Consider the following 22,761-nt stretch of genomic DNA (forward strand, 5'->3'; position numbering starts at 1 on the left):
AGGCATAGGAGCGCGAAGCGCGGCAGCTGCAGCGGACGGGCTGTCACGGAGTCTTTGGGTACGGCAAGCAACAACATAGCCAGAACGTGGGGCGTGCTATGTGAAAAGGAATTGAAAAGACCAAAGACTCCCAAAGTAATCAAAGCGGGCAGTGCGGGGTTTCGTTTTCTAAAAGTTAGGATAAAGAAGACAATCCAGCAGAGGATCCCGGCGATCCCTGTTTCAGACATCCAATCCAAAAGTTCCCCGTGGGCGTGATCGGTATGCAGTTCATTGTGATAATAGGCCGCGCCGCCGGGTGCCCACAATACGCGCCCTTGATAGGAAGGACTCCAGTATGCGAATTGACCGAGTCCTACCCCCAGCCATGGGTGATCCCGGATCATATCCGCGGCGCCTGCCCAAAACCACAGCCGTGCATGACCGCCCACGTCGTCTTCGGAAAAGCTCGCGGCACTGCGCTCATAGAGCTGGGCAGCACTGAGCGCCAGCAGCGCCATGGCCACGAGAAGAAGCAGGAACAAAGCATTCCGATGTCTTGCGCGCAGCGATCGGCGAAGGCGTTGAATACCACCCGGCAATAAGATGATGGACAGGCCGCCCAGAGCAGCGGCGAGCCAGGCAGAACGGGAGGAGGACACGATCAATGCTGCCAAGAGCAGGGCGAAAACCATGGCTTGAAACAAACTAAAGCCGCGCTTCCTTTTTTTTGATCTAAACCACAGAGAGAGGAACAGTACAAGGGTGAAAGCCGTATAGCCGCCCAACAAATCTTGATTACCGAAAACCGAATAGGCAGGCTGGTCGTAGCCGGGAAATACGGGCAGGAGCAAGGTTATCAAACCCGCGTATTGCAGTAGGGCCAGGGCGCTTACTGCCGCTCCCGCTCCGAGAATCGTGTTATAGAGCCAGCGCCTGCCGCCGAATACATCGAAATTAGCGAGGATAAGAGCGGCAGCCGTCAGGATCAGGAGCCAACGAATTATATTTTCCAGCAAATAGGAAGGGACTTGTGCCGTCACCATACCGGAGACTCCCCAAATAAGGAGTCCTAACCACAGGGGCGCAATCTGCAAAAAACCCTTTAGGGACACGGACACTTTGCTGCGGTATTGGAGCCATGCTACAAGAGGCAGCCCTATTGCCAGCACCAGATCCTTGGCATGCAAAAAAGAGAGGAGGTGAAAAGACCACGCCAAGGTTGAGGCAATGATTAATGCGGTCCATGCCGTTGCCGTTCCGTTTTTCAGTATGCGCGTTATAAGCGTCATCCTTGTTTATCCCGCGGGATCTCCCGTTTATCTGATGAGAAAGAGCAGCTCAAACAACTGCTTGACAAGACGTTACCACAGGCTCTCAATCCTGTGCAATTCCTTCTTGATTGCTAAAAGTTTCGGTGACGGTTGGTTATAGGAGTCGTAATTTTGCTAAGATACAGCCATTATGAATTTACCCAACCTTTTAACAATTGCCCGCTGTATTTTAGCCGCTTTTTTTGTTTTGTGCATGTCTTTTGATCATGTTGGCTGCTACACGATTGCGTATCTATTATTCATCGTGGCGTCCATCACCGATTATTATGACGGTAAGATTGCACGGGAACAAAATCTCGTCACCAATTTCGGAAAATTGCTTGATCCGGTGGCGGATAAGATCTTGATGGTCTCGGCCTTTATCATGCTCATGGGCGTGCCCGATCTCTTTATTCCCGGCTGGGCGGTCATCGCGATTCTCGCCCGCGAATTCCTCATTACGGGCGCCCGCTCTTTGGCCGCTACGGAAGGTGCCGTTATCCCTGCCAATATGTGGGGAAAAGCAAAAACCGTACTTCAAATGACCTATGTGTTTGTGGTCATGGCGCTGCTCCTTTTGTGGCGATTCGCCTGTCTATCCCCTGCGCTGTTTGATAGACTTCCGGGCAGCCGAGAAAACTATGCGACGGCGCTGCAATACATTTCGCTTGTCGGTATTATTTTGGTTGCAGCCTACACCATTTCTTCCGGTATTCAGTTTTTCTGGGCAAATTGGAAGGCGTTAAAGCTTCACCAAATCTAGTGAAAAGTTTGATCTATGTCCCGTAATGCCAATTCCAGAGTGATCATTGACCTTGACGCCTACCGTGCGAATCTTGCGTTTATCCGCAAAGTCGTGGGCAATACGGTTCGTATGATCCCGATCGTCAAAGCCAATGCCTACGGACATGGTCTCCGCGCCATCGCCGAAGCGGCCGTCGACGAAGGCGTGGCTTTGATAGGCGTTGCCACCGTCGATGAAGGCCTCTATCTGCGCGAGAGCGGCATGACAGCGCCCATACTCGTTATGTTACAGCCGCCCCGGCGCGCTTTAGAAGACGCCATTAAAAACAAGCTCACCCTGATGGTCGCTGACAAGGGCCTTGCCGACGATATCGGCGCCATCGCCTACGCCATGAATCAAGTCGTCCCCATCCATTTCAAGATCGACACGGGCATGGGTAGACAAGGCATTTGGCACGATGAAGCGAATGCGATGCTGCAGCATATCAAACACATTACCAATATTGATATTCAAGGGATTTGCACCCATTTCCCCTCCGCAGACATTGAGGAAGATTCTTTCACCTTAAATCAGATTAAAGTTTTCAAGCAATTGCTCAAGCAGCTGCAAAAACTTGGTTTCCCTTATGAAATCGCCCACGCTGCCAATAGTGCAGCCATTGTCAATTATCGGGACAGCTATTTTGACGCGGTACGGCCCGGATTGATCTCTTATGGTGTGTGGCCCTCGAAAACCGGAATAAAAGAGGAATTGCTTAAGCGAGTCTTGCGTTGGGAAACCAATATTATCCAACTCCGTGAACTGCCTCCGCAATCAAACATCGGCTATGACCGAAGCTATACCACCTATGGCCCCACGCGTACGGCAATCCTGCCCGTAGGTTATGCCGATGGATATCCTTATCGATTGGCGAATAAGTCCGATGTTCTGATCCGTGGGAAACGCTGTCCTGTGCGCGGCGCCGTATCTATGGATCAAATAGTCGTCGATGTGTCTGCGCTGCCCCGCGTATCCCAAGGGGATACGGCTATTCTCATTGGTAAAGACAGAGACATGGAAATCACGGCGGAAGAATTGGCACAGAAAGCCGGGACCATTCCCTACGATATTCTCACCGGAATAGGGCCGCGGGTTTGTCGCGAATATATACAGCAAAGCAAGGATAAGCAGGACTAAAGCGCTGCCATGACAACAACCCGCTATTTCATCGACGCCTTTAATATCCTGCATGCCTCGGCACGGTTGCGTAAAGAAGCGGCTCATGATCTTGAACGGGCAAGAGATATCCTCCTGGAACAGGTGCAATCTTTCGCCATGAATGGTGACTGTGAAGTAACGGTCGTTTTTGACGGAAGGCAACAACAAGATTATTCACCCGCCCAGTCTCAGGGAAAAGGCAGCATGACGTTTCTTTTTTCGCCGCCCCAAACCACGGCCGATTCCGTCATCGAAAGGCTTATTTATCAGGCTTCGGATCGTATTCATTGCATCGTGGTGAGTAATGACCGCAGCCTGCGCAGTCAGTGCCGCGGTATGGGCGCTCTCGTCATGGAATCCGATTATTTCCTTGAATCTATTGTTCGGATTGAGAAAAGTGCTCTCGAAAAGATTCAAAAAAAGAAGCCTTATCGCGCAAACTTGATCCAGGATCAATTGAGCAGCTCTTCTCTACAAGTTCTCGCCGGTGTGCGGGAGCAACTGCTTAAGAAAGCAGCGGCAGCGGAGAAGCGCCGGAAACAGCCCTCCTCCCAATCCTCCAGATCTTAACCGAAAAGAAGGCGTCGCCGAGGTACAAATCGCAGCAGCTCCACCCGAAGTGAGGATGTGTAAACATTCCCTTGTGTTATAACAACGATGCGAGCGCGTTGAGACCGAGATCATGGAGCAGCCCGTTAGAGGCAAAAAGACCTTCGTTGGCGTTGAGCCGTTTCCCTTGAGAGAAGTCCAAGGTCTTGCCCTTTAAATCGGTTATCCTGCCGCCTGCCTCTTCGAGTAGGAGTGAGCCCGCCGCTTGATCCCAAATACACTCACGATAATCGGGCTGAGCAGGGGATAAGAGGCGGAACAACATTTCAGCGCCTCCCGCGGCCATGAAGGTATATTTTGCTTGGCTGTCCATAGGCAGGTGCCGTTCCTGCGTGATACCGAGCAATTGCCCGAGCTTTTCCATGGCAGTTACATCGGTGTGGGCTCCTTCATAGGAGCGCATAAGCCGTGCCTCGCTCAAATTGTCGCAAGTGGAAACGCGCATTTCAGTGACGGATACATGGTTGTCATTCGACGACGTATACCAAGCGTTGTGTCCCCGCCCTGCCACAGCGACGATTCCCCCGCCTGTGTCGGATGAAGGGTCCTGTAGATCAAGGACAGGGCAAGCCAAGCCGCCGTAAACAACCGTTCCGTTGCGAATACATGCCAAGGCAATGGCGTATTGTCCGCCTCGGATATAACCTTTGGTTCCGTCAATGGGATCCAGCGTCCAGAAGTTATCATTAGGCGCGCCCGCGCCGCCGTCGATCCAATCGCAGAGGGCGTTGCCGTTTACCTCGGGAATGAAAGGGCTAAGGTGGTGCACAATCGTGTCAAGGAGTGCACGGTCTTCTCCGTTGCGCAGGGCTTGCGCGCCTTCCTCGCCAACGAGTACAGCGCCGGGAAAGGCGGCTTGCAAGCGATACGATGCCAATGCTTGTACGGCGAAGTCTGCAGCGGTCACCGGTGATCGGTCACTTTTAGATAGGCTGCGCAACTGCCCATCTTCCCGTATTGCTTGGGCAAGGGCGGCGCTTTCATAGAGCAGCCTTTCAATGAATAGAATTTCTGACGGGGCATCAGGAAACATGACACTTCCTTTGTAGAGGATTACACAGCGACGATGAAAAAAACATTATACCCCGTTGCAGGGGATAAGAGAGAATTACGGTATCAAGCCTTATTGCGGGAATGCTTGTTTTGCAGGTATTATTGATTCTGAAGGGCGGTCTTTTGACTGCGCAGTTCTCGGTCTATAAAAAGAAGTAAGTAGAAAATTATTGACTTTTTTGAGGGCGAGTGATAAGCTACCCACTACCCTCATAAGGATTTTTTTGGTTGTCACCCTTCTTTTTGTTCAAGGAATAGATGATGAGGAAACATCTCTGGATAGCAGGTCTTGCCTGTCTCATAGTTACGGTGTCTTTCGCGGTGTATGCCCTTGGCGCAGATGCCGCTGCCGGCGAATTGAGAGAAGCTTCGACGCCTCCCGACGCGATAGAGGATACCACCTCCTCGCAGGAGGTGTCGCTTACAGATACCTTGCTCAGCGTTGCGAAAGCGGGCGAGTTGTACGCGGCGTTGGATATGGTGAAGGCAGGCGCTAAAGATGAGTTGCGCGATGAAGAGGGCAAGAATGTGCTTCTCATTGCCGCGGAAAATCAGCATCCTGAGTTGGTCCGCGCCCTGCTCGATGGGGGCGACGATTTGATGGCGCAGGATTTGTTGGGGAATACAGCCTTGCATCTTGCGGTCAAAGCCAATGACGTATACACAGCGGATATGCTTATTGAAGATGGTATTCCACTGAACGCTGTCAATTCAGAATTTTATTCTCCGCTCCATGTTGCCGCTGCCGCAGGCAGCTTTGACTGTGTCCGCTATCTTGTGGAGCACGGTGCCAACCCGATGGAAAGTTTTAATGATGCACTCTATTTGCCTGCTTATACCGTTGCCGGTCAAGCGCGACAGTGGGACGTGACCGCTTATTTCCGCGAGCAAGGCGCTGATATGGGGCCTTTGAGCAATGCAGGGACGGGCGATATCCGCGCCCTGGAAGAATACGTTGAAAATGAGCCCACCGCCCTTTCCATGGCAACCCGTGTGGGGATCACCCCATTGCACAGTGCTGTTGGCGGCAATCAAGTGGAAGCGGTGCGCTTTTTACTCGAACATGATGTTCAACCTGCCCCTTCCTATGAAGGGATAACGCCGCAGATGTCTGCCGTACGTTTAGGCTATACGGAATGTCTGCGAGCATTCTTTGAGTTTGAAGTGACTCCCAACGATCGCGCGCCCGATTTCTATGGGTACACCTTGTTGATGCAGGCAACACGGGACGGTAATGTGGACATGATGCAATTTCTGATTGATCAGGGAGCCGATATGGGCTATCCCTCTGTGCGCGGTGATACGGCACTTCACGCCGCGGTGGAATGGGATCAGCCGGAGGCTGCCCTCTTTCTGCTTGACCAAGGATTCATTATTGATATTAAGAACGGCAGCGCCTGTTCAGCGCTGCATCTTGCCGCGGAAAAGAACAAAATAAAGATGGCACGGTTATTATTGGATCATGGTGCCAGCTTGGATATAACGGATAAGCGCCGCTGGACACCGCTGCACATCGCTGTGGACAGTAATCATTTGGATATGATTCAATTGCTGCTGAACCGTGGAGCCAACATAAGCGCTCCCGATAAAGTGGGTGATACGCCCTTGCTTCTTGCGATACAAAAGAAAGAAGAGAAGGCGGCATTGTTGATGATTGCCAAAGATCCCGATCTTTCTGTTGTCAACGAAAAAGGGGAAGGCCCCCTGTATCTGGCTTCACGGAACGGGCTGTTAAGCGTGGTGAAGTCGCTTTTAGACAAAGGCGCTCCCGTTGATACGGACGACGACCTCGGTCAGACGCCTCTCTACGCTGCGCTGCAAAAAGATCATTACGAACTTGCCCGTCTATTAGCCGAGAAAGGTGCTGACCTGCATCGGATGAGTAATCTGGGCGAATCGTTGCTCTTTCCCGCCGCTTACAGTGAAACCGCCGATGCATTGACGTGGCTTTGCGATGCGGGGCTTGATGTCCATATTCGTGCGGAGAATGGGTTGACGCCGCTTCATATGGCAGCCCGTTACGGATCGGAAGCGCCTGTTATTTTTCTGTTGGAAAAAGGTGTTGAAGTAAACGCGCAAGATGTGGAGGGGCGGACACCGCTGCATCTGGCTTCGGGGAGAGGGCACATTATTAATGTGCAGGAATTGGCCAAAGGCGGTGCCGATCTCTTTTTAAAAGATAAAGAAGATCAATACGCCTTGCATGCCGCCGCCCGAAACGGCCATTGGGGACCGGTACAATTATTTCTTGTGCGCGGCATTGATATTAATTCGCCTGACATCCATGGAGATACGGCGCTGCATTTGACCGCCCGCGGCGGCTTCCATCGTACAGCGAAACTGCTGCTCGTTCGCGGCGCTGACTTTACACTGTTGAACAAAGCGGGGGAGACGCCTTTGGTATCGGCGATGAACGCTTTTGCCACGTTGGACGAAATGGAGGAGCTCAGCTCGTCTCAGTTGGCGAGCAAAAATGCGCTGCGCAGCACCGTCCTCTTTTACGAAGCGGTCGTGATTGACGAATATCGTAATGCTGTGGAGCGGTCGGATGTAACGTTTTTGAAGCGATTGCTTGCCGTCTATGAAGACTACAAGGACGCGGCATGTTTCGGGTGCACGCCCGTGTATCGTGCCGTGCGCAAAAAAGATCTGCCCGTCCTGCAGCTCTTATTGGATCACGGCGCAGATCCTTCTTTATGCGCTTTGAGTGATGGCAGCCAAAGCCCGCTTCACCTTGCCGTACACGCTCGCAATGCGGATCTTGTGCAAGTCTTATTGGATGCCGGAGCGCCGGCGGATACGCCTGATGGGCAAGGCATGACCCCTCTAGATTTGGCAAAAAAAGAAATTCTTCCGGAAATTGCAGCGCTTCTTAAAAATGCAGGAGATACCCACACAACTGAAGAGGAATAAGATGGAAGAAGAACACTCAGAAGAAACGGCCGTTCCGCAGCCGCGGAGGTCATTGCGCAGACATGGTCTTTTTATTCTTATGTCTTTGGTTCTTTGGGTACCTCTTGGGTTGTGGTACTTTTTCCAACCTGCTCCGGCTGTCGTCGAAAAGCTCTATAGTTGCGGCTTCTACCCGGTTATGGCAAAGCTCATTATACCGGTGACCTCGTCGTTTCCTTTTTCCTTATCTCTCCTTATGGTCGCCGCAGCGCCCTTTTTATTCATCGTGCTGTGGATCCTCGCTTGCGTTATGGGCTACCGGCGGCATCAGCGTTTTCGCTGGCGGGGACTGTTGTGGGGGCCCAAATGGCTGCTCTTTGTTATTCCGCTTATCTGGCTTTGGTTTTTAATTTTTTGGGGCATGGGCTATGCCCGTCAACCCATTGAAGAACGCTTAGCCTTTGACGGGGAAGCAGTGTCTGCAGAAGAATTGGCCTCTATCAAGGAAGGGCTTTTTCAGGTGATTGATCGCGACCAGCCGCAAGAGGACTCGGATCGAAACATTGCTGAGGCGCTCGCCTCTGTGTCCAAATCCATGGAGCAGATGGTGAACGGTTGGGAAGGTAGTTCAAAACGTATTCCAAGACGTGTTAAGGCGACGCCGCCGGGGTTGCTGCTCATGAACGGCACCTCTGGTGTTTGTGCGCCTTTTACGCTGGAGCCTCATGTAGATGGCGGCCTTCCCGACACATGGTTTGTATCCGTAGGCGCTCATGAGCTGGGCCATATTGCGGGGGTTTGTGATGAAGGGGAAACCAATCTGATTAGTTATATTGCCGGGCTTCAGGCCGATCATCCCTATGCACGCTATGCCGTGGCATTAACCGTCTACGTGAGTGTCGCCAACCAGTTGACTGCTGAAGAGCGTAAAGAGGCGATAGCCAGACTGCCGGAACAGGCACGTGCGGATATCCAAGCTGCCCATGAGGCAGGACAGAAGTATCGTATTGACTGGTTTCAGAAATGGAGTTGGCGCGCCTACAATCATTATCTAAAATCTCAGGGAGTTCGGGAAGGGGTACGCAGCTATGGGCGTGGCACGCAGCTTTTGGTTCAGGCGTGGCGCAGCGGCTATCTCACGCTGCCTGAGTCTCCTTCGTCATCAGCAGCGGCAGAGACCGAGGAAGAAGAGTTGACCGCGGCGGAAGTGGAGTCAGCTTCCATGGAATTATAGAAAGACTTTAGCGTTGCTCTTCGTCGGGGAGCGGCGCAATATGAAAGCGTTCTTCCAGCTCCGTTAGTCTTGTTGCGATGGCATCCAGTTCCCGGATTAGCGCTTGAATATCGTGTTCTTGCTTCGCCTCACTCTTATGCTTTTGTACGGCGTATTCAAAAGCCGTTAGGATAGCGAAAAGCTGCGTATCCACGAATCGATGTTCTTCTTCGAAAGCTTTCATAGAGGCTTCGATCTCTTGGGCAATGCTATGGGTCGTCTTCAAATCAAGATAAATGGGCAGGTCAACAGGTATCTTGTTAATGATTACCCGTGTTGTTGCTGCTTTTGAAGTCATAGCTCTATTGATCCGGATATGGCTTTGGCGATGGTTAGGATGCGTTTGGTGCGTTCTCGTATTTCCAGATTTTGTTCGCGCAGGCGTTGGTTCTCGTCTTCAAGGGAAGGCAAACGGGCGAGCGTATGTTCCATTGTTTTCAAGTTGCGGCCGATACTCCACCATTCCTGAACTTTTTGTTCTTTTTCATCTTGCGCTGCGTGCAAGAGCCTTTCATGTCTTTCCAGCAAAACTTCTAGGTTTTCAACAGAGGCGCTGATCCGTGAAATATACTGTTTAAGAAAAGGATTCATCGCAGCACGGCTCCACAGTTTTTAACGACGGCATTAACGACACGATCCATCGCTTTTTGTGTATCTTTATCGGTAAGTGTACGTTCGGGAGATTGGAAGAGCAGGCTGAGCGCCACGCTTTTTTTATCAGGCGGCAGCGGTTTCCCCGAATACACATCAAAGATATTCACTGCTTTTAAGAGTGCGCCGCCTGCATTGGCAGCGGCTTTGATAATTGTTTCTGCAGGAACCGCTTTATCGACGACAAGTGCAATATCACGCAGCGCCGGCGGATATTGGGGAATGCTTTCGAACTGCGCAGGCGGCAGCGGTTTGGCCAACAAAAAGTCAAGGCTCAACTCGAAGACATAGCTGTTTTCGGGCAGGTCCCAATCGCGGGCTACTTGGGGATCCACTTTTCCGAGTTGCCCCAGATCTTGTTTGCGCAATTTGATTGATGCCCGCTGACCTTGTTGGAAAGCCGGAGATTCCAAAGTATCGAGTTGGAAAGAACGATTGAAGAAATCGGCGGTAGATTCCAGATAGCCTTTCAAGTCGAAAAAGTCCCAAGGCCGTTCCGGCGCATTCCACAGGCCGGGAGTAATTCCGCAAAGGAGCACGGCGAGGGTGGGTACTTCTTAGGGTAAAAGTTCATCTTCCACCGGAAGATATACAGGCCCAACTTCGAAGATGGCAACACTGTTTGCGCCTCGTTTACAATTGTAGGCGGCGGTGGCGTAGAGAGTAGGTATCAAGGAACTGCGCATGCCCGCATAATTTTCGGACAGAGGATTTTCCAACATGACCATGGAGGAAGAAGGAGTCTCCAATCGGGCGCGCGACACGTTTTCCCTACTTGAGAAGGACCAGTTAAGCACTTCTGTAAGGCCTAATGCAGCGAGTCGGTGCCGCAATGCGCGCAAGGTTTTCTCTTGGGGCGCAAAAATTATCTCAGACTGGCGTACAGGCGGCATAGTGACGGGGATTCGGTCATAGCCGTAATGACGAGCGATTTCCTCAATCAGATCGGCTTCATGGGTCACATCGTGGCGCCACGACGGCACTTCTAAAAGGCAGTCCTTCTCCCGAACCTGACTTGCGGTGAATCCCAGTTTTTTCAAAATTGCCTGTTGTTCTTCTTTCGCAATTGCCACGCCGAGCAGCCTGTCGGTCCGATCAAAGCGCAAGCGGACTTGAGGCGCTACGTGTTTTTCAGGATAGGCATCCAAGACGCCCGGCGCTACAGAGGCGCCGGCGAGTTCCTGCATTAAGGCGGCGGCACGATTTAAGGCGTAGGGCACCATATTGCAATCGGCGCCGCGCTGGATGTTTTGTGCCGCTTCCGTTAAAAGCGCGAGTTTTCGTGCAGTAGAACGAATGGATCGGGGCGTAAAATAGGCACTTTCGAGAAAGACATGTTTGGTGTTAGCGTCTACTTCGCTGTCGAAGCCGCCCATGACACCGCCCACAGCTTGGGGATTTTTGGCGTCAGCGATTACGAGCATATCTTCTGTGAGTGCGTGCTCTTGTTCATCCAGCGTTTTTATGCCTTCTCCCGGTCGGCTGCGCCGCACCACAATCCGATTTTCGGCGAGTTTATCAAAATCAAAGGCGTGCAGCGGGTGCCCGGTTTCCAACAACACATAGTTGGTAATGTCGACAATGTTATTGATAGGGCGTTGACCGGCTGCGATCAGCCGTGCGCAAAGCCAGGGAGGAGAGGCTTGGATAACCACATTGCGCAAGACACGGCCGGCATAGCGGGGGCATAAATCCGGGTCTTCAATGGTGACGCCGGAGACTTCTTTGGCTGCAGTGCCTTCCTCGTCTAAGTGAATTTCGGGCAGTTGCAGAGGAAGGTTGTAGTAGGCGCTCAATTCGCGGGCGACCCCGATCATCCCTGCCCAGTCGCCGCGGTTGGGGGTTACTTCGATTTCGAAGACCACATCATTTAGGCCCAAGACCTCTTTGATATCGGCGCCGATGGGGGCGTCGGGATCAAGAATCATGAGACCTGCATGCTCTTCTCCCAATCCCAATTCGCGAAGTGAACACATCATGCCGCAGGATTGGACGCCCCGCATTTTCCTGTTTCCGATTTTGAAGCCGCCGGGGAGGCAAGATCCATCAATGGCGGTGGGCACTTTGTCGCCGACTTTCATATTTGTTGCGCCGCAGATAATTTGGAGGGGCTCCTCTCCGCCAATGTTGGTTTGGCATACCACCAGTTTATCGGCGTCGGGATGGGGCTGGATGTCCACGATCTGCCCCACATAAATATCTTTGATCTCTTTGCCGGGCTCTCGGATCGCTTCAATTTCCATTCCGAGCATGGTCATACGTTCCGCAAGTTCTTCCGTACTCACTTGCAGCGGCACCAATTCTTTTAACCAGTTCAGTGATATTTGCATGTTAGAATTGCTCCAAAAATCTTAGGTCGTTTTCATAGAGGTGGGTGATACTGCTGATCGCATGGCGTACCATGGCGATGCGATCAAGCCCTAAACCAAAGGCATATCCGGAATACTGTTCATAGTCATAGGCAACATTTTTGAAGACTTGGGGATGCACCATGCCGCAGCCCAGAATTTCAAGCCACTTACTTTTGGTCTCGCCCGTATGCCGGTCTTTTGCCGTCCAGAGGATATCCACTTCAGCGCTCGGTTCGGTAAAGGGAAAGAAATGAGGGCGAAAACGCACCTTCACATCTGCGCCGAAAAAGCTATGGATAAAATGCATCAAGGTGCCTTTCAAATCGGCGAAGGTAATCCCTTTATCTACCAACAGCCCTTCCATCTGTACAAACATGGGGCTGTGGGTCGCATCCAAATCAACACGGTACACACGACCGGGTGCGATGACGGCGACGGGCGGCGGTGTCTGTTCCATCACGCGGATTTGTACGGGTGAGGTCTGCGTACGTAATACCACGCCAGGCTGTACGAAAAAGGTATCGTGTGAATCACGAGCGGGATGATCGTCCGGCGTATTCAAAGCATCGAAATTATAGTATTCCGTTTCTACATCGGGACCTGTCGCCACTTGGAATCCCATCTGCGTAAAGATGTCTTCGATTTCCTCACGGATGCGGTTGAGCACATGAAGATGGCCTGTAGCAACCCGTCGGCCCGGCAGCGACAAATCAACACTTTGATCCATTGCCTTACGCTGCTGTACAGTACGTTCTAATGCTTTGAAACGTTCGTCAATGGCGGCGGCGAGAATTTCTTTCAAGCTGTTGGCTTGCTGACCGATCTCACGGCGTTCGTCTACGGATGCTTTCGCAAGGCCGCGCAGAATTTCGGTCAATTTCCCTTTGCGCCCTAAGAAGGCGACGCGCAGTTCTTCCAAACTTTTGAGATCGGCTGCCGCGGTAATGCCGGCGAGCCCTTCTTGTCGCAGTGATTCAATCTGTTCTTTCATAAAAAAACACCCTAATTTAACGTGTATAAATAAGGACTGAAGTCCCTGTTGATTGCTCAGGATTAGCGTCCGGATGAGAACACTATTTTCATAAGCCCTATTATATAAATAAAGCTTGCCCAATCCGCACTTGTGTGGCACCTTCCTCGACGGCTATTTCATAATCGTTACTCATTCCCATGCTGCATTCCGGCAAGCCTGACGATTGTGTCAATTCCTTCAAGCTGCGAAAACAAGAACGAAGTACCTGTTCCGGCGCATCAAAGGGAGCCATCGTCATCAAGCCTTTGACCCGCAGGCGATCAAAAGCGCCCATCTCCTTGAGCGCTTCGGGCACTTCCGCAACCGTGAAGCCATGCTTCGACGCTTCTCCGCTGACATTCACTTCAATCAGTATTTCTAAACTTTTATCGTGTTGTTCACAGCGTCGTTGCAGATTCTCTGCAACTTTCACGCGGTCAACGGCATCAGCAACAGAAAATAGGGTGACCACATCGCCTGCCTTGCGTGTTTGTATAGGCGCTATATAGTGCCAGAAGATATCCTTGGGCAGCGCATCAACTTTTGGTTGTGCCGAGGCTAAGCGATTCTCTCCAAAGTGGCGTAAGCCTAAATCATAGAGGACTTGTATTTCATCGACAGACACCGTTTTGGTTATGGCGACCAGCTTGACTGTTGACGCATCACGCCCGCCGCGGACTGCTGCCTCCGTAATTTTTCCCTGAATTTGATTTAGATTATACAACAATCGTTCACGCATGAATGAGATGCCTTTTGCTCCCCTTAGAATGAGCAGGGCAGCGAGTTTAACAAATCTGCCGCACTAGATACAGAACAAGCCAAGCGGATCGGACTACTTCTTTATTAAAAATGGCGCGGCAAGAGGAGTACGCCCAAGTTTCTTTAAAGCGTATTCTGTCATAAATCGACTGCTTTGCTCTTAGGAGTACGCGGCTTGTCACCTATTCAGACACAAGTTTTTTTCTGTGATCTACATGAAAAAGGATTCTTAAAAATCTTGTGTCATTCTATTTTATTTGAAGCCAACCAATACAGGCATATGATCACTTAAGGCGTAGGAAGTGGGGTCGTCAGGATTGGGAACAAAGGGCACTTTGTTGAGCACTTCGGCGCGTTGTCCCCGTTCCGCGAGTTCCGGAGTAGCAACAATGTAATCAATTTGATATTTAGGATCGACGCTGTTAAAGGTCGGCACATCGCCAATACCCAGTTGTGCATTCATGTCCACCAGTCCCGCTTCTTGCAAAAGCTTATGTTCCGGGTCGCCGGGTTTATGATTTAAGTCGCCTTGTAAAAGCACTTCGCCCGTTTTGCGAAGTTTCTCAATCAGGGCAATGATCGCTTCCGTTTCTTGGATGCGAATGTCTTGTTTGTGGGCGTGGAAGTGGGTGGTAATGACATGCAGCGTGCCCCAAGGCGTTTTCAGTTCTGCACGACCCAGATGTCTGGTGAATAGGGCGGAACTATGGGCAGCGCCCGCACTGGGTCGGTCTTCGCTGTCGACAATGTCAAAGCGGGTGACAATAGCGCCGGGAAATCCGCAGGGGTAGCTAGGCGATCCTTTGACACCTGTCGAGAAATAGGCATGCTGCATGTTTAAGGTGAGGGCGAAACGTTCAACGAGGGGTTCAAAAGGTGCTTCAGACAAGTTGATCAGGTCTGGGGAAAATTCAGCCAATGCTTTAGCGGTTACTTCTGGAAGCTGATCGCGGTCCGTTTCTAATTTGCTGCGGTTCTCATCGGTTTCGGGGAAGCCAATGAAGGCAAGCACATTGTACGCGATACTTGTGAATGCGGTCGTATCAGCAGCTGCTAAAGATTTGGCACTTAAGCCAAGTAATCCGGCTCCTGTCAACTGTAAAAATAAACGTCGATCCATTTGTCGCATGATTTTCTCCTTAATTCCAAAAGGTAAAGCCGCCGGTGAGCGCGACCCAATACTGCTGTTGTCTAAGGCGTGTTTACTATAGATCGGATGAACCATAGCACCAGCAATCCAAAGGCTCTTTCTTCGCGTTGCTGTGACATTCGTAATCGAAGGAAGAGGTTTTTGTCGGCTGCTGCGAGCACACCCTATGTCCAGAACTCATTGTAACCAGAACACGTTGTCAGGCGCAAGAAGGGGCAATTCATCGGTCGGGGTAGTCGTGGTACATTAGCGAAGATTACGCATGAGCGCCACGCTGTTGGTGGACCATAGCGCTACGGCAATATCGGGATGTCCGTCATTATCCAAATCGGCGATTTTTAAGGTTCGTGGTTTACCAGGATTAAAGGCATAGGTCTCTGTGCGGAATTGCTGTCTGGCTGAGCTGTCTGTCGACGTGTTCAATAACACCACCACATTGCCCGAGGCATGACAAGCGGCGACGATATCCTTTCTGCCGTTTCCGTTTAAGTCGGCCACAGCAATAGCCCGTATTTCATGTTCGAGGGTGTTGCGGTCTTTTCCAAGCATCAATTCTTGCGACATAGAGTAGGAGAAAGGACCGTCTCCATAAAAGATGACAATGGAGTCGTCTGTGTGGGCGTGGCTTGTTACGATGTCCGGTTTGCCGTCGTTATTCATGTCTTCCACAACCACCGTAGTCGGCAATTCGCCGCGCGTTTTGAAACGGGTCATGGGGATAAACCCGCCTTTGCCTGTTCCGCGAAATAAAGCGATTTCTCCCGTCGTGTAAAGGGTTACGACGAGGTCGGGAATGCCGTCTCCGTCCAGATCCGATAAGGCCATGGCACAAGGGCCGCCGGAAACAGGAATATATTGGGGGGAAGCGAAGATCGTTTCGCTATGCCCCGCCATGAACAAGATAATGTCGCTGCTCCAGCCGGTAGCCAATAAATCGCGTAACCCATCTCCGTTTAAATCGCGGACTAAGACGGAAGTCAGTCCCGGCACGGTGAATAGGGGAATCCCTTCTCCGTCGCGATGGCACAGATAATCCATTCCTGTCTCCGGGATTTTAAACTCGAAGGGTGAAAAGACATCTTCATCTTTGAGATTTAAAAAGACAGAAATATGCCGTTGACGTGAGGCGAGAAAGTTGACCGTTATAATATCAGGCCATTTCAAATTGTCCACATTGGCAATGGCAATGGCATAAGGGGCGCTGCCCGCTTTCAGTGAGGGATGCCGCCTCGTATATTCGAAAGCTTTATCTGCCATGAGTATGGACAATTCATCATTGGCGGGCCTTTCTTCGCGGGGATCGTGAAGTTCACCGCGATCAGCTGTGATGATGTCGGGCAGCCCATCTCCATTTAAATCGGCTATGGCAATGTCATTTGGATTGGGCCCCACTTGCCAGGTTTTTGAGAGCACGGAAAAACTGCGCCCCTGATTGTCGCCCATGACGGTCAGGGGAAAGAATAAAAGATATGCTGTCAACAAGGACAGTAGAAGAACGTTCCCCTTGTGCGGAAAGGCGGGACGACTTCTGTTTACAGGAGTACCATGATTGAGAAAAAACTGTAGCCTTTGCGATGTCATAGAGATTCTTATTTCTCTTTCATCCGCGTCGCTGCCCACTGTGCCGTCAGGTTCATGGCGGCACACAGGCTGTTTTCTCGGGCTCGTCCTGTTCCAGCAATATCATAGGCTGTTCCGTGATCCGGTGAGGTGCGGATAAAGGGCAGCCCCAAGGTCACATGGACACCATCATCCATGGCAACCAATTTGAAAGGAATATGTCCCTGATCATGATACATAGCGATGACCAGATCGAACTCTCCATTATACGCGCGATTAAATACGGTGTCGGGCGCAAGGGGTCCTGCACAATCGATACCGCGGTTTCTGGCTTCCATGGCGGCCGGTCGGATTTCATCGATCTCTTCGCGGCCGAAAGCACCGCCTTCTCCGGCATGGGGATTCAAGCCTGCCAGCACCAGACGGGGATGGGGAAAGCCCAATCGGCATAGGGTGTCATATCCCATTTCAATGGCTTGAAGGACCAGATCTTTTTTAACGGCCGCCACCGCTTCCGCCATGGATAGATGGGCGGAAATATGGACAATGCGAAGGCGTTCATGGAAAAGACTCATGTGGCAATGCTCTACGCCGGCAATGGATTGAAGCATGGGCGTGTGGCCGGGAAATTTAGAGCCGGAACGAAGGAGTCCCTCTTTGTTGACCGGACAGGTTACGACGCCGTGGATTTGTCCTGCCATGGCGAGGCGCGCGGCTTTTTCAATCCACACTGCCGCTGAGCGCGACGCTTCCGGATCCAGTACGCCCGGCTGGATTGCGGGAGCGGGAGCGCCTGCATTCATGATGGGTACAGCGGGAGAAGACAAATCAATTTCTTTGACGTCGGTAATCTCGTAGAGGGGCGGCATGGAACGTATTGTTCTGCCCGCATTTTCCAGAGCCGCCTTATCGCCGATCACCAGAGGCAGACAGCAGTCTTGCCAGTTTCGAGACGATAAAGCTTTGGCCAATATTTCCGGGCCAATGCCGTTGGGATCACCCATAGTCAGGCCAAGTATAGGCCGAATTAAAACCGGTTTCTTATCCTGTTGCATGGTAGGGCACTCCTCTGACAGATTGCTGCTTTGTCAGGCGCACCGGATAAACCTATGTTCAGGTGTGCTTGTCTCGACAGCCGAACTGTTTTTGTTAAGGCTTCTTGAATGTCCTAAATAACGAATGGTTCATTCTAACACGAGTATTATCTTTCCGGGTAATTACTGAAGTGCCCTGCAAATTTTGCAGCCTCCTATAGACGGGGTTCCGGATTTTGCAGACGCTTCATGCAAGTGCGGCGTCCTATAAAGCTTCAAAATACAAAACACTATTGCAGAAAATTACGGTCATAAGGGCTTTCCCCTTGTAAAATGGCTTGAACCTTCGGTTGTGGTTGTCATTACAGCAGCGATAAGAGAGCCGAATAGAGAGATGGCATGTATCTTGCTCATTACTATTCAGAAGCTTAGAAGAAGAAAAACTTAAGATGCCGGTAAGGCAAGAAAGGAGTCAGTTATGACTATGAAACATTTAAAAATTGTGTTGGTCCTAATGCTAGTGATAAGCGGGTTCGCTTGGGCAGAAGGCAAGAAAGACACCGACCGAACAGAGACGGCGCCCGCTGTGCGCGGTCAAGGTCGTGCTTACAATTGTCCGCAATTTGTAGATGCTGACGGTGACGGTGTTTGTGATCGTTTTGTGGACGCTGACGGCGACGGTATTTGTGATTATTGGCAGAATCGCGCCGGTCGCGGTTATGGGCAAAGAATGGGACGCGGCAGGGGCGCCGGCGGCGGCTATGGCCGTTTCAGAAATGCTGATGTGGGCATAGACACGGACGGAGACGGCATTATCGATAGAAGACCGCAGCGGCTGGGTCTTGGCGGCCGTGGCCGTGGTGTAGACTGCCCCAATTTTGTCGACGCTGACGGCGACGGTATTAACGATAACTTTGTGGATGCCGACGGGGACGGTATCTGTGATCGATGGAAGGAACGCCGTGGAATGGATGGACGGGGCAGAGGAATCTTTTGTCCCAATTTTGTCGACGCTGACGGCGACGGTATTAACGACAACTTTGTAGATGCAGATGGTGACGGTATTTGTGATAATTGGGCTGCCGGTGGACGGAGCGGCATGGGCCGTGGCGTAGGCAGAGGCATGGGTGGCGGAGCGGGCGGAGGCTATGGCATGGGGCGTGGCGGCGGTGGTAGGGGCCTGGGAAGGGGTGTGGGCGGCGGCGGTAGGGGCTATGGCATGGGTCGCGGCGCAGGCTGTGGCATGCGCACGGGAGTTGGAAGCGATGCCTGTCAGTACGGCACACCCTCCACAAAATAAGCTGAGAATCTTTGTTGAAATCGAATAATGCGGCGGCCGCGGGATCCCCTTCCTGCGGCCGCATTTTATGATGGTTCTACGAGAATGATGAGAATTCGAGTCTCTGTGCACATACCCCGACTCTCTTCCCTATGTTTTTGATTCCGCTGCTCCGGTACAAGAAGAAATCTCCGAGACGGCAGACGTGATTAAGACCGCGGGAAATGCAGACAAGATAACCGTATAAGTACAGCAGTTTTTTTGCTGTTGACCTATTTCCTTGGGTAGGATCAAGTTTCGTTGGTACCAGCCTGTTGTTAAGAAAGAAAAAATAGTGTTTCCGTATACGTTCCTTAGCGGGGGCATTATTTTTTATAGGGTTCCGTCCTAATTTTTTTGAACCGCCGATTAAGATTGACGCGATGCCTTGTCGATAGGGTACAATCAAGGTGTAGGGTGAAGGACAATTGAAAAAACATTTGTACTGTTCAAGTATTTACCCTGTGTGAATGAAGTATCCATACGAAACGGCTCGCGGCTATGTGGCGATTTATTCAATTAACAGATACGCATTTGGCAAGTGAACAGAATGGGATTTGGAACAATCGTTTTCTGTGCTCCATGATGCCGGACATCATGGCGTGTCTGAAACGAGATTTGAAAACGCTCAACCCCGATTTTTTATTGGTTACGGGGGACATTGTCAGTCACAACACGCGGGAAGCCGTATTTCACGCACGGAATATGCTGGACACCCTCGGGCGGCCCTACTATCCGGCGGGAGGCAATCATGATTTTTTCAGTCCGGAATCCCGAGGCTGGTTTTTAGAAGCCTACGCCCATCGTTTGCCGACGAGCAACACCGTCTACAGTTTTCTTCATAAAAATCTTCGCTTTTGTGTGTTGGATCCTTGGTGGCTTTGGCGTGACGGATCCATGATGCCTTTTAAAGAAATACAGGATGAAGGACAAGAGGATGAGCAGGAGGCGCCGCCGCGTTGGGCACTGCCGCCCGAACAATTTGTCTGGCTTGAAAGTGTATTGTCTGCCTTTCCCAAGGAACCTGTTTGCGTGGTCACCCATTACCCTGTTTTTTCTTTGGAAGAACGCTTCAGCCAACCTGATTATAAATTCGCCGGCGCCTTAGAAAATGGTGATATGTTGGTGAGCCTTTTAAAGCGTCATCACCAGGTCAAAATTGTGTTTTCCGGGCATGCCCATACCAATGCGATTATGGAATACGGGGAGGTGATGTACGTATGCACCGCTGCTTTGCCGGAGTATCCCAGTGAGTTTAGGGTGGTCTCTGTTTATGACGATCACATCAGCATAAAAACACAGGGACTGAGCAACCAAGATTTCGCGAAGCAATCCCTTATCCCGGGGCATGAATACACGGCAGGTACGGCTGAAGATCGAAGCGCAACGATTTATTTCGACAAGAAAGTTTAGTTCTTAGAACCAAAGATACGTCTGAAATAATCAGGATTATCCAAACACTCCAGATCGATTTTTATAAACTGATCCATCTCTTGATCTGAAATTGGCGTTCTTGGTAAGCGCTTGTGATATTTATTCTCCAGTATACGTTTTATGGAGGGAGGGATGGTAGGTCGTCCGCCTGCGGGCGGAAAGGAAATAGACCCTGACTCAAGGAAAGCGGCGATCACCTCTGCCAGATGTTCTTTCTTTTCATCCAGGGTACCATGTTCGAGGACCTGCCTTTTTAAGGGAATGATTTTGTCGCGAAACAGTACGGACAGTTCTTCACAGTGGCGGCACGCGAAAACAGTGATGATCTCTTTCGGCATTCCGTCTTTATGCTGAACGATTTCGTTGCAATGTGGGCAACGTAAAGACTCCATATGATATCATTCCTTATTGACAGTTGTTTCTACCCTTTTACTTTAACGTTTATTGAGGGTAAAATTCAAACTTTAGTGTTATTTAACACGCCATAAAAGCAGAACACTCAATGAAAAGGATTTATTGCGTATTGTTCGAGTATGTGCAAATCCTGCCTGTGCTTTCACAGTAAAGGGTGATCTTAGGCTTTAAAAAAGAGAAGAGTATACGACGCTATACGAAGAAAGGAACGTAAATATGAAATCGCGACAGATCTGTGATCGTGTAAGTTTGATAGGGGCTGTGGATTGGAACCGCCGGCTTTTTGACTCGCTGATTCCTTTGCCCGATGGCACCAGCTATAACGCCTATCTTGTCAAGGGATCCGAGAAAACCGTTTTAATTGATGCCGTCGATCCGCCGATGGCTTCGGTGCTGATGCGCCAGCTTGAACCTGTTGAACAAGTTGATTATTTCATATCACAGCACGCCGAACAGGATCATGCGGGCGTGATACCGGAAGTTTTAAACAAATATCCCAATGCCATTTTATTGTGTACGCCCAAAGCGAAAGACTTGCTCTTGGATCATCTGGACATTTCCGAAGAACGTATCCGAACCGTTGCTGACGGAGAAGAACTTTCTCTAGGCGATCGAACACTCAAGTTTATTCATACACCTTGGGTACATTGGCCGGAAACAATGTGCACCTATCTGCCTGAGGATAAGATTTTATTCTCCTGTGACCTTTTCGGTTCTCATCTCGCCACTTCACGCTTGTATGCCGGTGACGATCCCTATGTGGTGGTGGCGGCAAAACGTTACTATGCAGAAATCATGATGCCTTTCCGAAAAATCATTGCCACCCATCTCACCAAATTGAGCGCCTATGATTACAACTGTATCGCGCCCAGTCATGGTCCCTTGTATGACAATCCCGACCTGATTCTAAATGCGTACAAAGAATGGATTTCTGACGCTGTCGCCAACAAAGTGGTTATCCCCTATATTTCGATGCACGGCAGCACGGAAATCATGGTCAACTATTTGGTTTCCATTCTGGCTGAATACGGTATTGAAGTCCAACCTTTTGACTTGACCGTTACCGACATAGGTAATCTTGCCATGGCACTGGTGGATGCAGCAACGATCGTTATCGGCACGCCCACCGTTCATTTTGGACCCCATCCCAATGTTTACGCGGCCACCCACCTTGCCAACATGCTGAAGCCAAAGCTGCGCTATGCCGCCATTATCGGGTCTTATGGATGGGGGACGAAAGCAATTGAACAGATTGCTGCGCTCATCCCCAATCTTAAGGTAGAAGTGCTTGACTCGGTCATGTGCAAAGGAGTGCCCAGAAAAGAAGCGTTGGCGCATCTTGATGCCTTGGCAGCGGCGATCAATGAAAAGCATCAGCAATTGGATTGATTATCGGCTGCCTGCTCTCTTTTGAGCCCGAAATTCTTTGCCCGCTGCCGTAAGGGCTAAGCCTGTTTATTACACGCGTTTAGAGTCACAAGCGCAATATGTAGGGATTGTGTGCAGCACCACCCACAACATTTAGTTGCAATTCTCCATGGCATCTGCTAGAATGAGTCTGATGATTTAGCCGCAGCCACGGGAGAATTTGACAGTGGATGAAGATGGAATAGTCAGTCTAAAAGTCAAACGGTTTTTGTGGGGAGTTATCTTACTCGTTGTCAGCCTTGCGCTTTTTTTTGCGTTGCTGTCTGATTATGATTATTCCCAACAAAACGCTGATAACACCATGATCGGCGTTGAGCCTGCTGTAAATTGGTTGGGACCCGTCGGGGCGACAATCGCAGGTCTTCTAGTCATCTTTTTTGGAGATGCGTCCCACATCATCTATGCCATTACTTTTTTATGGGCATTGAGACTCATTGCAAACAGGCCTTTCGGTTTTATTTTGCTTCGGTTTTTGGGGCTCAGTTTATGTGTTATCAGTGGCGCCAGTTTCATCGAGATGATCCCTTTTAGTAATGCGGCAGGGGATCGCGTGGGCGGCGCTTTTGGTTCCTTTTTCACATAACATGTT

Annotated in this window: 21 protein-coding genes; 9 read left to right on the plus strand and 12 right to left on the minus strand. The window is 50.7% G+C overall.

What is annotated here, in order from left to right; translation table 11 throughout:
* The coding region (locus GX117_10050; protein NLO33678.1) for an O-antigen ligase family protein at window positions 1-1,271 on the minus strand (1,271 nt) is incomplete at its 3' end.
* Between the two features lie 172 nt (window positions 1,272-1,443).
* Between GX117_10050 and pgsA the strand changes: the two genes are divergently transcribed.
* Genes pgsA through GX117_10065 form a run of 3 tightly spaced genes read left to right on the plus strand, consistent with a single transcriptional unit; the run spans window position 1,444 to window position 3,804 of the window.
* Window positions 1,444-2,055 (plus strand): CDP-diacylglycerol--glycerol-3-phosphate 3-phosphatidyltransferase, encoded by a 612-nt coding sequence (gene pgsA / locus GX117_10055; protein NLO33679.1) that lies wholly within the window; start codon window positions 1,444-1,446, stop codon window positions 2,053-2,055.
* A gap of 15 nt (window positions 2,056-2,070) precedes the next feature.
* Window positions 2,071-3,213, plus strand: a complete 1,143-nt coding sequence (alr, locus tag GX117_10060; GenBank protein NLO33680.1) for an alanine racemase — start codon at window positions 2,071-2,073, stop codon at window positions 3,211-3,213.
* Window positions 3,214-3,222: 9 nt separating this feature from the next.
* Window positions 3,223-3,804, plus strand: coding sequence for a hypothetical protein (locus GX117_10065; GenBank protein ID NLO33681.1), 582 nt, complete (start codon window positions 3,223-3,225; stop codon window positions 3,802-3,804).
* Window positions 3,805-3,880: 76 nt separating this feature from the next.
* Here the strand turns inward: GX117_10065 and GX117_10070 are convergent, their stop codons facing one another.
* Entirely contained in the window at window positions 3,881-4,876 is a 996-nt protein-coding gene (locus GX117_10070) for a 3'(2'),5'-bisphosphate nucleotidase (GenBank protein NLO33682.1), read from the minus strand.
* Window positions 4,877-5,154: 278 nt separating this feature from the next.
* Here GX117_10070 and GX117_10075 point away from each other — a divergent pair, with 278 nt between their 5' ends.
* Together GX117_10075 and GX117_10080 are read left to right on the plus strand one after the other, a co-directional pair.
* The gene (locus GX117_10075) at window positions 5,155-7,809 is read left to right on the plus strand and encodes a hypothetical protein (GenBank protein ID NLO33683.1); all 2,655 of its coding nucleotides are present in this window, start codon (window positions 5,155-5,157) and stop codon (window positions 7,807-7,809) included.
* A gap of 1 nt (window position 7,810) precedes the next feature.
* Window positions 7,811-9,022 (plus strand): DUF3810 domain-containing protein, encoded by a 1,212-nt coding sequence (locus GX117_10080; GenBank protein ID NLO33684.1) that lies wholly within the window; start codon window positions 7,811-7,813, stop codon window positions 9,020-9,022.
* 7 nt (window positions 9,023-9,029) lie between these two features.
* Here GX117_10080 and GX117_10085 read toward each other — a convergent pair whose 3' ends face one another.
* From GX117_10085 to pdxA, 9 genes are all read right to left on the minus strand, one after another.
* A complete protein-coding gene (locus GX117_10085; GenBank protein NLO33685.1) occupies window positions 9,030-9,359 on the minus strand; it encodes a cell division protein ZapA in 330 nt (109 codons plus the stop codon).
* Window positions 9,356-9,652 (minus strand): hypothetical protein, encoded by a 297-nt coding sequence (locus tag GX117_10090; GenBank protein NLO33686.1) that lies wholly within the window; start codon window positions 9,650-9,652, stop codon window positions 9,356-9,358. Before GX117_10090 ends, GX117_10085 begins: the two co-directional genes overlap by 4 nt.
* Window positions 9,649-10,251, minus strand: a complete 603-nt coding sequence (locus GX117_10095; GenBank protein ID NLO33687.1) for a hypothetical protein — start codon at window positions 10,249-10,251, stop codon at window positions 9,649-9,651. The genes GX117_10090 and GX117_10095 overlap by 4 nt, the downstream gene beginning before the upstream one ends.
* Window positions 10,252-10,269: 18 nt before the next feature.
* Window positions 10,270-12,042, minus strand: a complete 1,773-nt coding sequence (locus tag GX117_10100; protein NLO33688.1) for a phenylalanine--tRNA ligase subunit beta — start codon at window positions 12,040-12,042, stop codon at window positions 10,270-10,272.
* Window position 12,043: 1 nt separating this feature from the next.
* Window positions 12,044-13,054: a phenylalanine--tRNA ligase subunit alpha gene (gene pheS / locus GX117_10105; GenBank protein NLO33689.1), complete on the minus strand. Its 1,011-nt coding sequence runs from the start codon at window positions 13,052-13,054 to the stop codon at window positions 12,044-12,046.
* A gap of 100 nt (window positions 13,055-13,154) precedes the next feature.
* Window positions 13,155-13,814 carry a YggS family pyridoxal phosphate-dependent enzyme gene (locus GX117_10110; GenBank protein NLO33690.1) on the minus strand — a complete coding sequence of 220 codons (660 nt, stop codon included), beginning with the start codon at window positions 13,812-13,814 and terminating at the stop codon, window positions 13,155-13,157.
* A gap of 273 nt (window positions 13,815-14,087) precedes the next feature.
* Window positions 14,088-14,963 carry a hypothetical protein gene (locus GX117_10115; protein ID NLO33691.1) on the minus strand — a complete coding sequence of 292 codons (876 nt, stop codon included), beginning with the start codon at window positions 14,961-14,963 and terminating at the stop codon, window positions 14,088-14,090.
* 267 nt (window positions 14,964-15,230) lie between these two features.
* Window positions 15,231-16,397 carry a VCBS repeat-containing protein gene (locus tag GX117_10120; GenBank protein NLO33692.1) on the minus strand — a complete coding sequence of 389 codons (1,167 nt, stop codon included), beginning with the start codon at window positions 16,395-16,397 and terminating at the stop codon, window positions 15,231-15,233.
* A 176-nt stretch (window positions 16,398-16,573) separates the two neighbouring features.
* The gene (pdxA, locus tag GX117_10125) at window positions 16,574-17,599 is read right to left on the minus strand and encodes a 4-hydroxythreonine-4-phosphate dehydrogenase PdxA (protein NLO33693.1); all 1,026 of its coding nucleotides are present in this window, start codon (window positions 17,597-17,599) and stop codon (window positions 16,574-16,576) included.
* A gap of 457 nt (window positions 17,600-18,056) precedes the next feature.
* Here pdxA and GX117_10130 point away from each other — a divergent pair, with 457 nt between their 5' ends.
* Together GX117_10130 and GX117_10135 are read left to right on the plus strand one after the other, a co-directional pair.
* Window positions 18,057-18,878 (plus strand): hypothetical protein, encoded by an 822-nt coding sequence (locus tag GX117_10130; GenBank protein ID NLO33694.1) that lies wholly within the window; start codon window positions 18,057-18,059, stop codon window positions 18,876-18,878.
* Window positions 18,879-19,397: 519 nt separating this feature from the next.
* Window positions 19,398-20,309, plus strand: a complete 912-nt coding sequence (locus tag GX117_10135) for a hypothetical protein (GenBank protein NLO33695.1) — start codon at window positions 19,398-19,400, stop codon at window positions 20,307-20,309.
* On the opposite strand, the gene GX117_10140 is transcribed toward GX117_10135, so the two are convergent.
* On the minus strand, window positions 20,306-20,722 hold the full coding sequence (locus GX117_10140; protein ID NLO33696.1) for a hypothetical protein: 417 nt from the start codon (window positions 20,720-20,722) through the stop codon (window positions 20,306-20,308). The two genes, GX117_10135 and GX117_10140, sit on opposite strands and share 4 nt — an antisense overlap.
* Before the next feature lie 238 nt (window positions 20,723-20,960).
* On the opposite strand from GX117_10140, the gene GX117_10145 reads away from it, so the two are divergent.
* Both GX117_10145 and GX117_10150 read left to right on the plus strand, forming a co-directional pair.
* The gene (locus tag GX117_10145) at window positions 20,961-22,133 is read left to right on the plus strand and encodes an FprA family A-type flavoprotein (protein NLO33697.1); all 1,173 of its coding nucleotides are present in this window, start codon (window positions 20,961-20,963) and stop codon (window positions 22,131-22,133) included.
* 205 nt (window positions 22,134-22,338) lie between these two features.
* Window positions 22,339-22,755 carry a hypothetical protein gene (locus tag GX117_10150; protein NLO33698.1) on the plus strand — a complete coding sequence of 139 codons (417 nt, stop codon included), beginning with the start codon at window positions 22,339-22,341 and terminating at the stop codon, window positions 22,753-22,755.
* Window positions 22,756-22,761 lie beyond the last annotated feature (6 nt).

The organism is Candidatus Hydrogenedentota bacterium (genome assembly GCA_012523015.1).
Lineage (GTDB): Bacteria > Hydrogenedentota > Hydrogenedentia > Hydrogenedentales > CAITNO01 > JAAYBJ01.

Excerpts from the sequence above, each read along its gene's own strand:
- GX117_10100 (NLO33688.1), bottom strand. The coding sequence starts at position 12,042 with ATGCAAATATCACTGAACTGGTTAAAAGAATTGGTGCCGCTGCAAGTG.
- GX117_10090 (NLO33686.1), bottom strand. The coding sequence starts at position 9,652 with ATGAATCCTTTTCTTAAACAGTATATTTCACGGATCAGCGCCTCTGTT.
- GX117_10065 (NLO33681.1), top strand. The coding sequence starts at position 3,223 with ATGACAACAACCCGCTATTTCATCGACGCCTTTAATATCCTGCATGCC.
- pheS (NLO33689.1), bottom strand. The coding sequence starts at position 13,054 with ATGAAAGAACAGATTGAATCACTGCGACAAGAAGGGCTCGCCGGCATT.
- GX117_10145 (NLO33697.1), top strand. The coding sequence starts at position 20,961 with ATGAAATCGCGACAGATCTGTGATCGTGTAAGTTTGATAGGGGCTGTG.
- GX117_10135 (NLO33695.1), top strand. The coding sequence starts at position 19,398 with ATGTGGCGATTTATTCAATTAACAGATACGCATTTGGCAAGTGAACAG.
- GX117_10130 (NLO33694.1), top strand. The coding sequence starts at position 18,057 with ATGACTATGAAACATTTAAAAATTGTGTTGGTCCTAATGCTAGTGATA.
- GX117_10070 (NLO33682.1), bottom strand. The coding sequence starts at position 4,876 with ATGTTTCCTGATGCCCCGTCAGAAATTCTATTCATTGAAAGGCTGCTC.
- GX117_10075 (NLO33683.1), top strand. The coding sequence starts at position 5,155 with ATGATGAGGAAACATCTCTGGATAGCAGGTCTTGCCTGTCTCATAGTT.
- GX117_10085 (NLO33685.1), bottom strand. The coding sequence starts at position 9,359 with ATGACTTCAAAAGCAGCAACAACACGGGTAATCATTAACAAGATACCT.
- pgsA (NLO33679.1), top strand. The coding sequence starts at position 1,444 with ATGAATTTACCCAACCTTTTAACAATTGCCCGCTGTATTTTAGCCGCT.
- alr (NLO33680.1), top strand. The coding sequence starts at position 2,071 with ATGTCCCGTAATGCCAATTCCAGAGTGATCATTGACCTTGACGCCTAC.
- GX117_10110 (NLO33690.1), bottom strand. The coding sequence starts at position 13,814 with ATGCGTGAACGATTGTTGTATAATCTAAATCAAATTCAGGGAAAAATT.
- GX117_10140 (NLO33696.1), bottom strand. The coding sequence starts at position 20,722 with ATGGAGTCTTTACGTTGCCCACATTGCAACGAAATCGTTCAGCATAAA.
- pdxA (NLO33693.1), bottom strand. The coding sequence starts at position 17,599 with ATGCAACAGGATAAGAAACCGGTTTTAATTCGGCCTATACTTGGCCTG.
- GX117_10115 (NLO33691.1), bottom strand. The coding sequence starts at position 14,963 with ATGCGACAAATGGATCGACGTTTATTTTTACAGTTGACAGGAGCCGGA.
- GX117_10080 (NLO33684.1), top strand. The coding sequence starts at position 7,811 with ATGGAAGAAGAACACTCAGAAGAAACGGCCGTTCCGCAGCCGCGGAGG.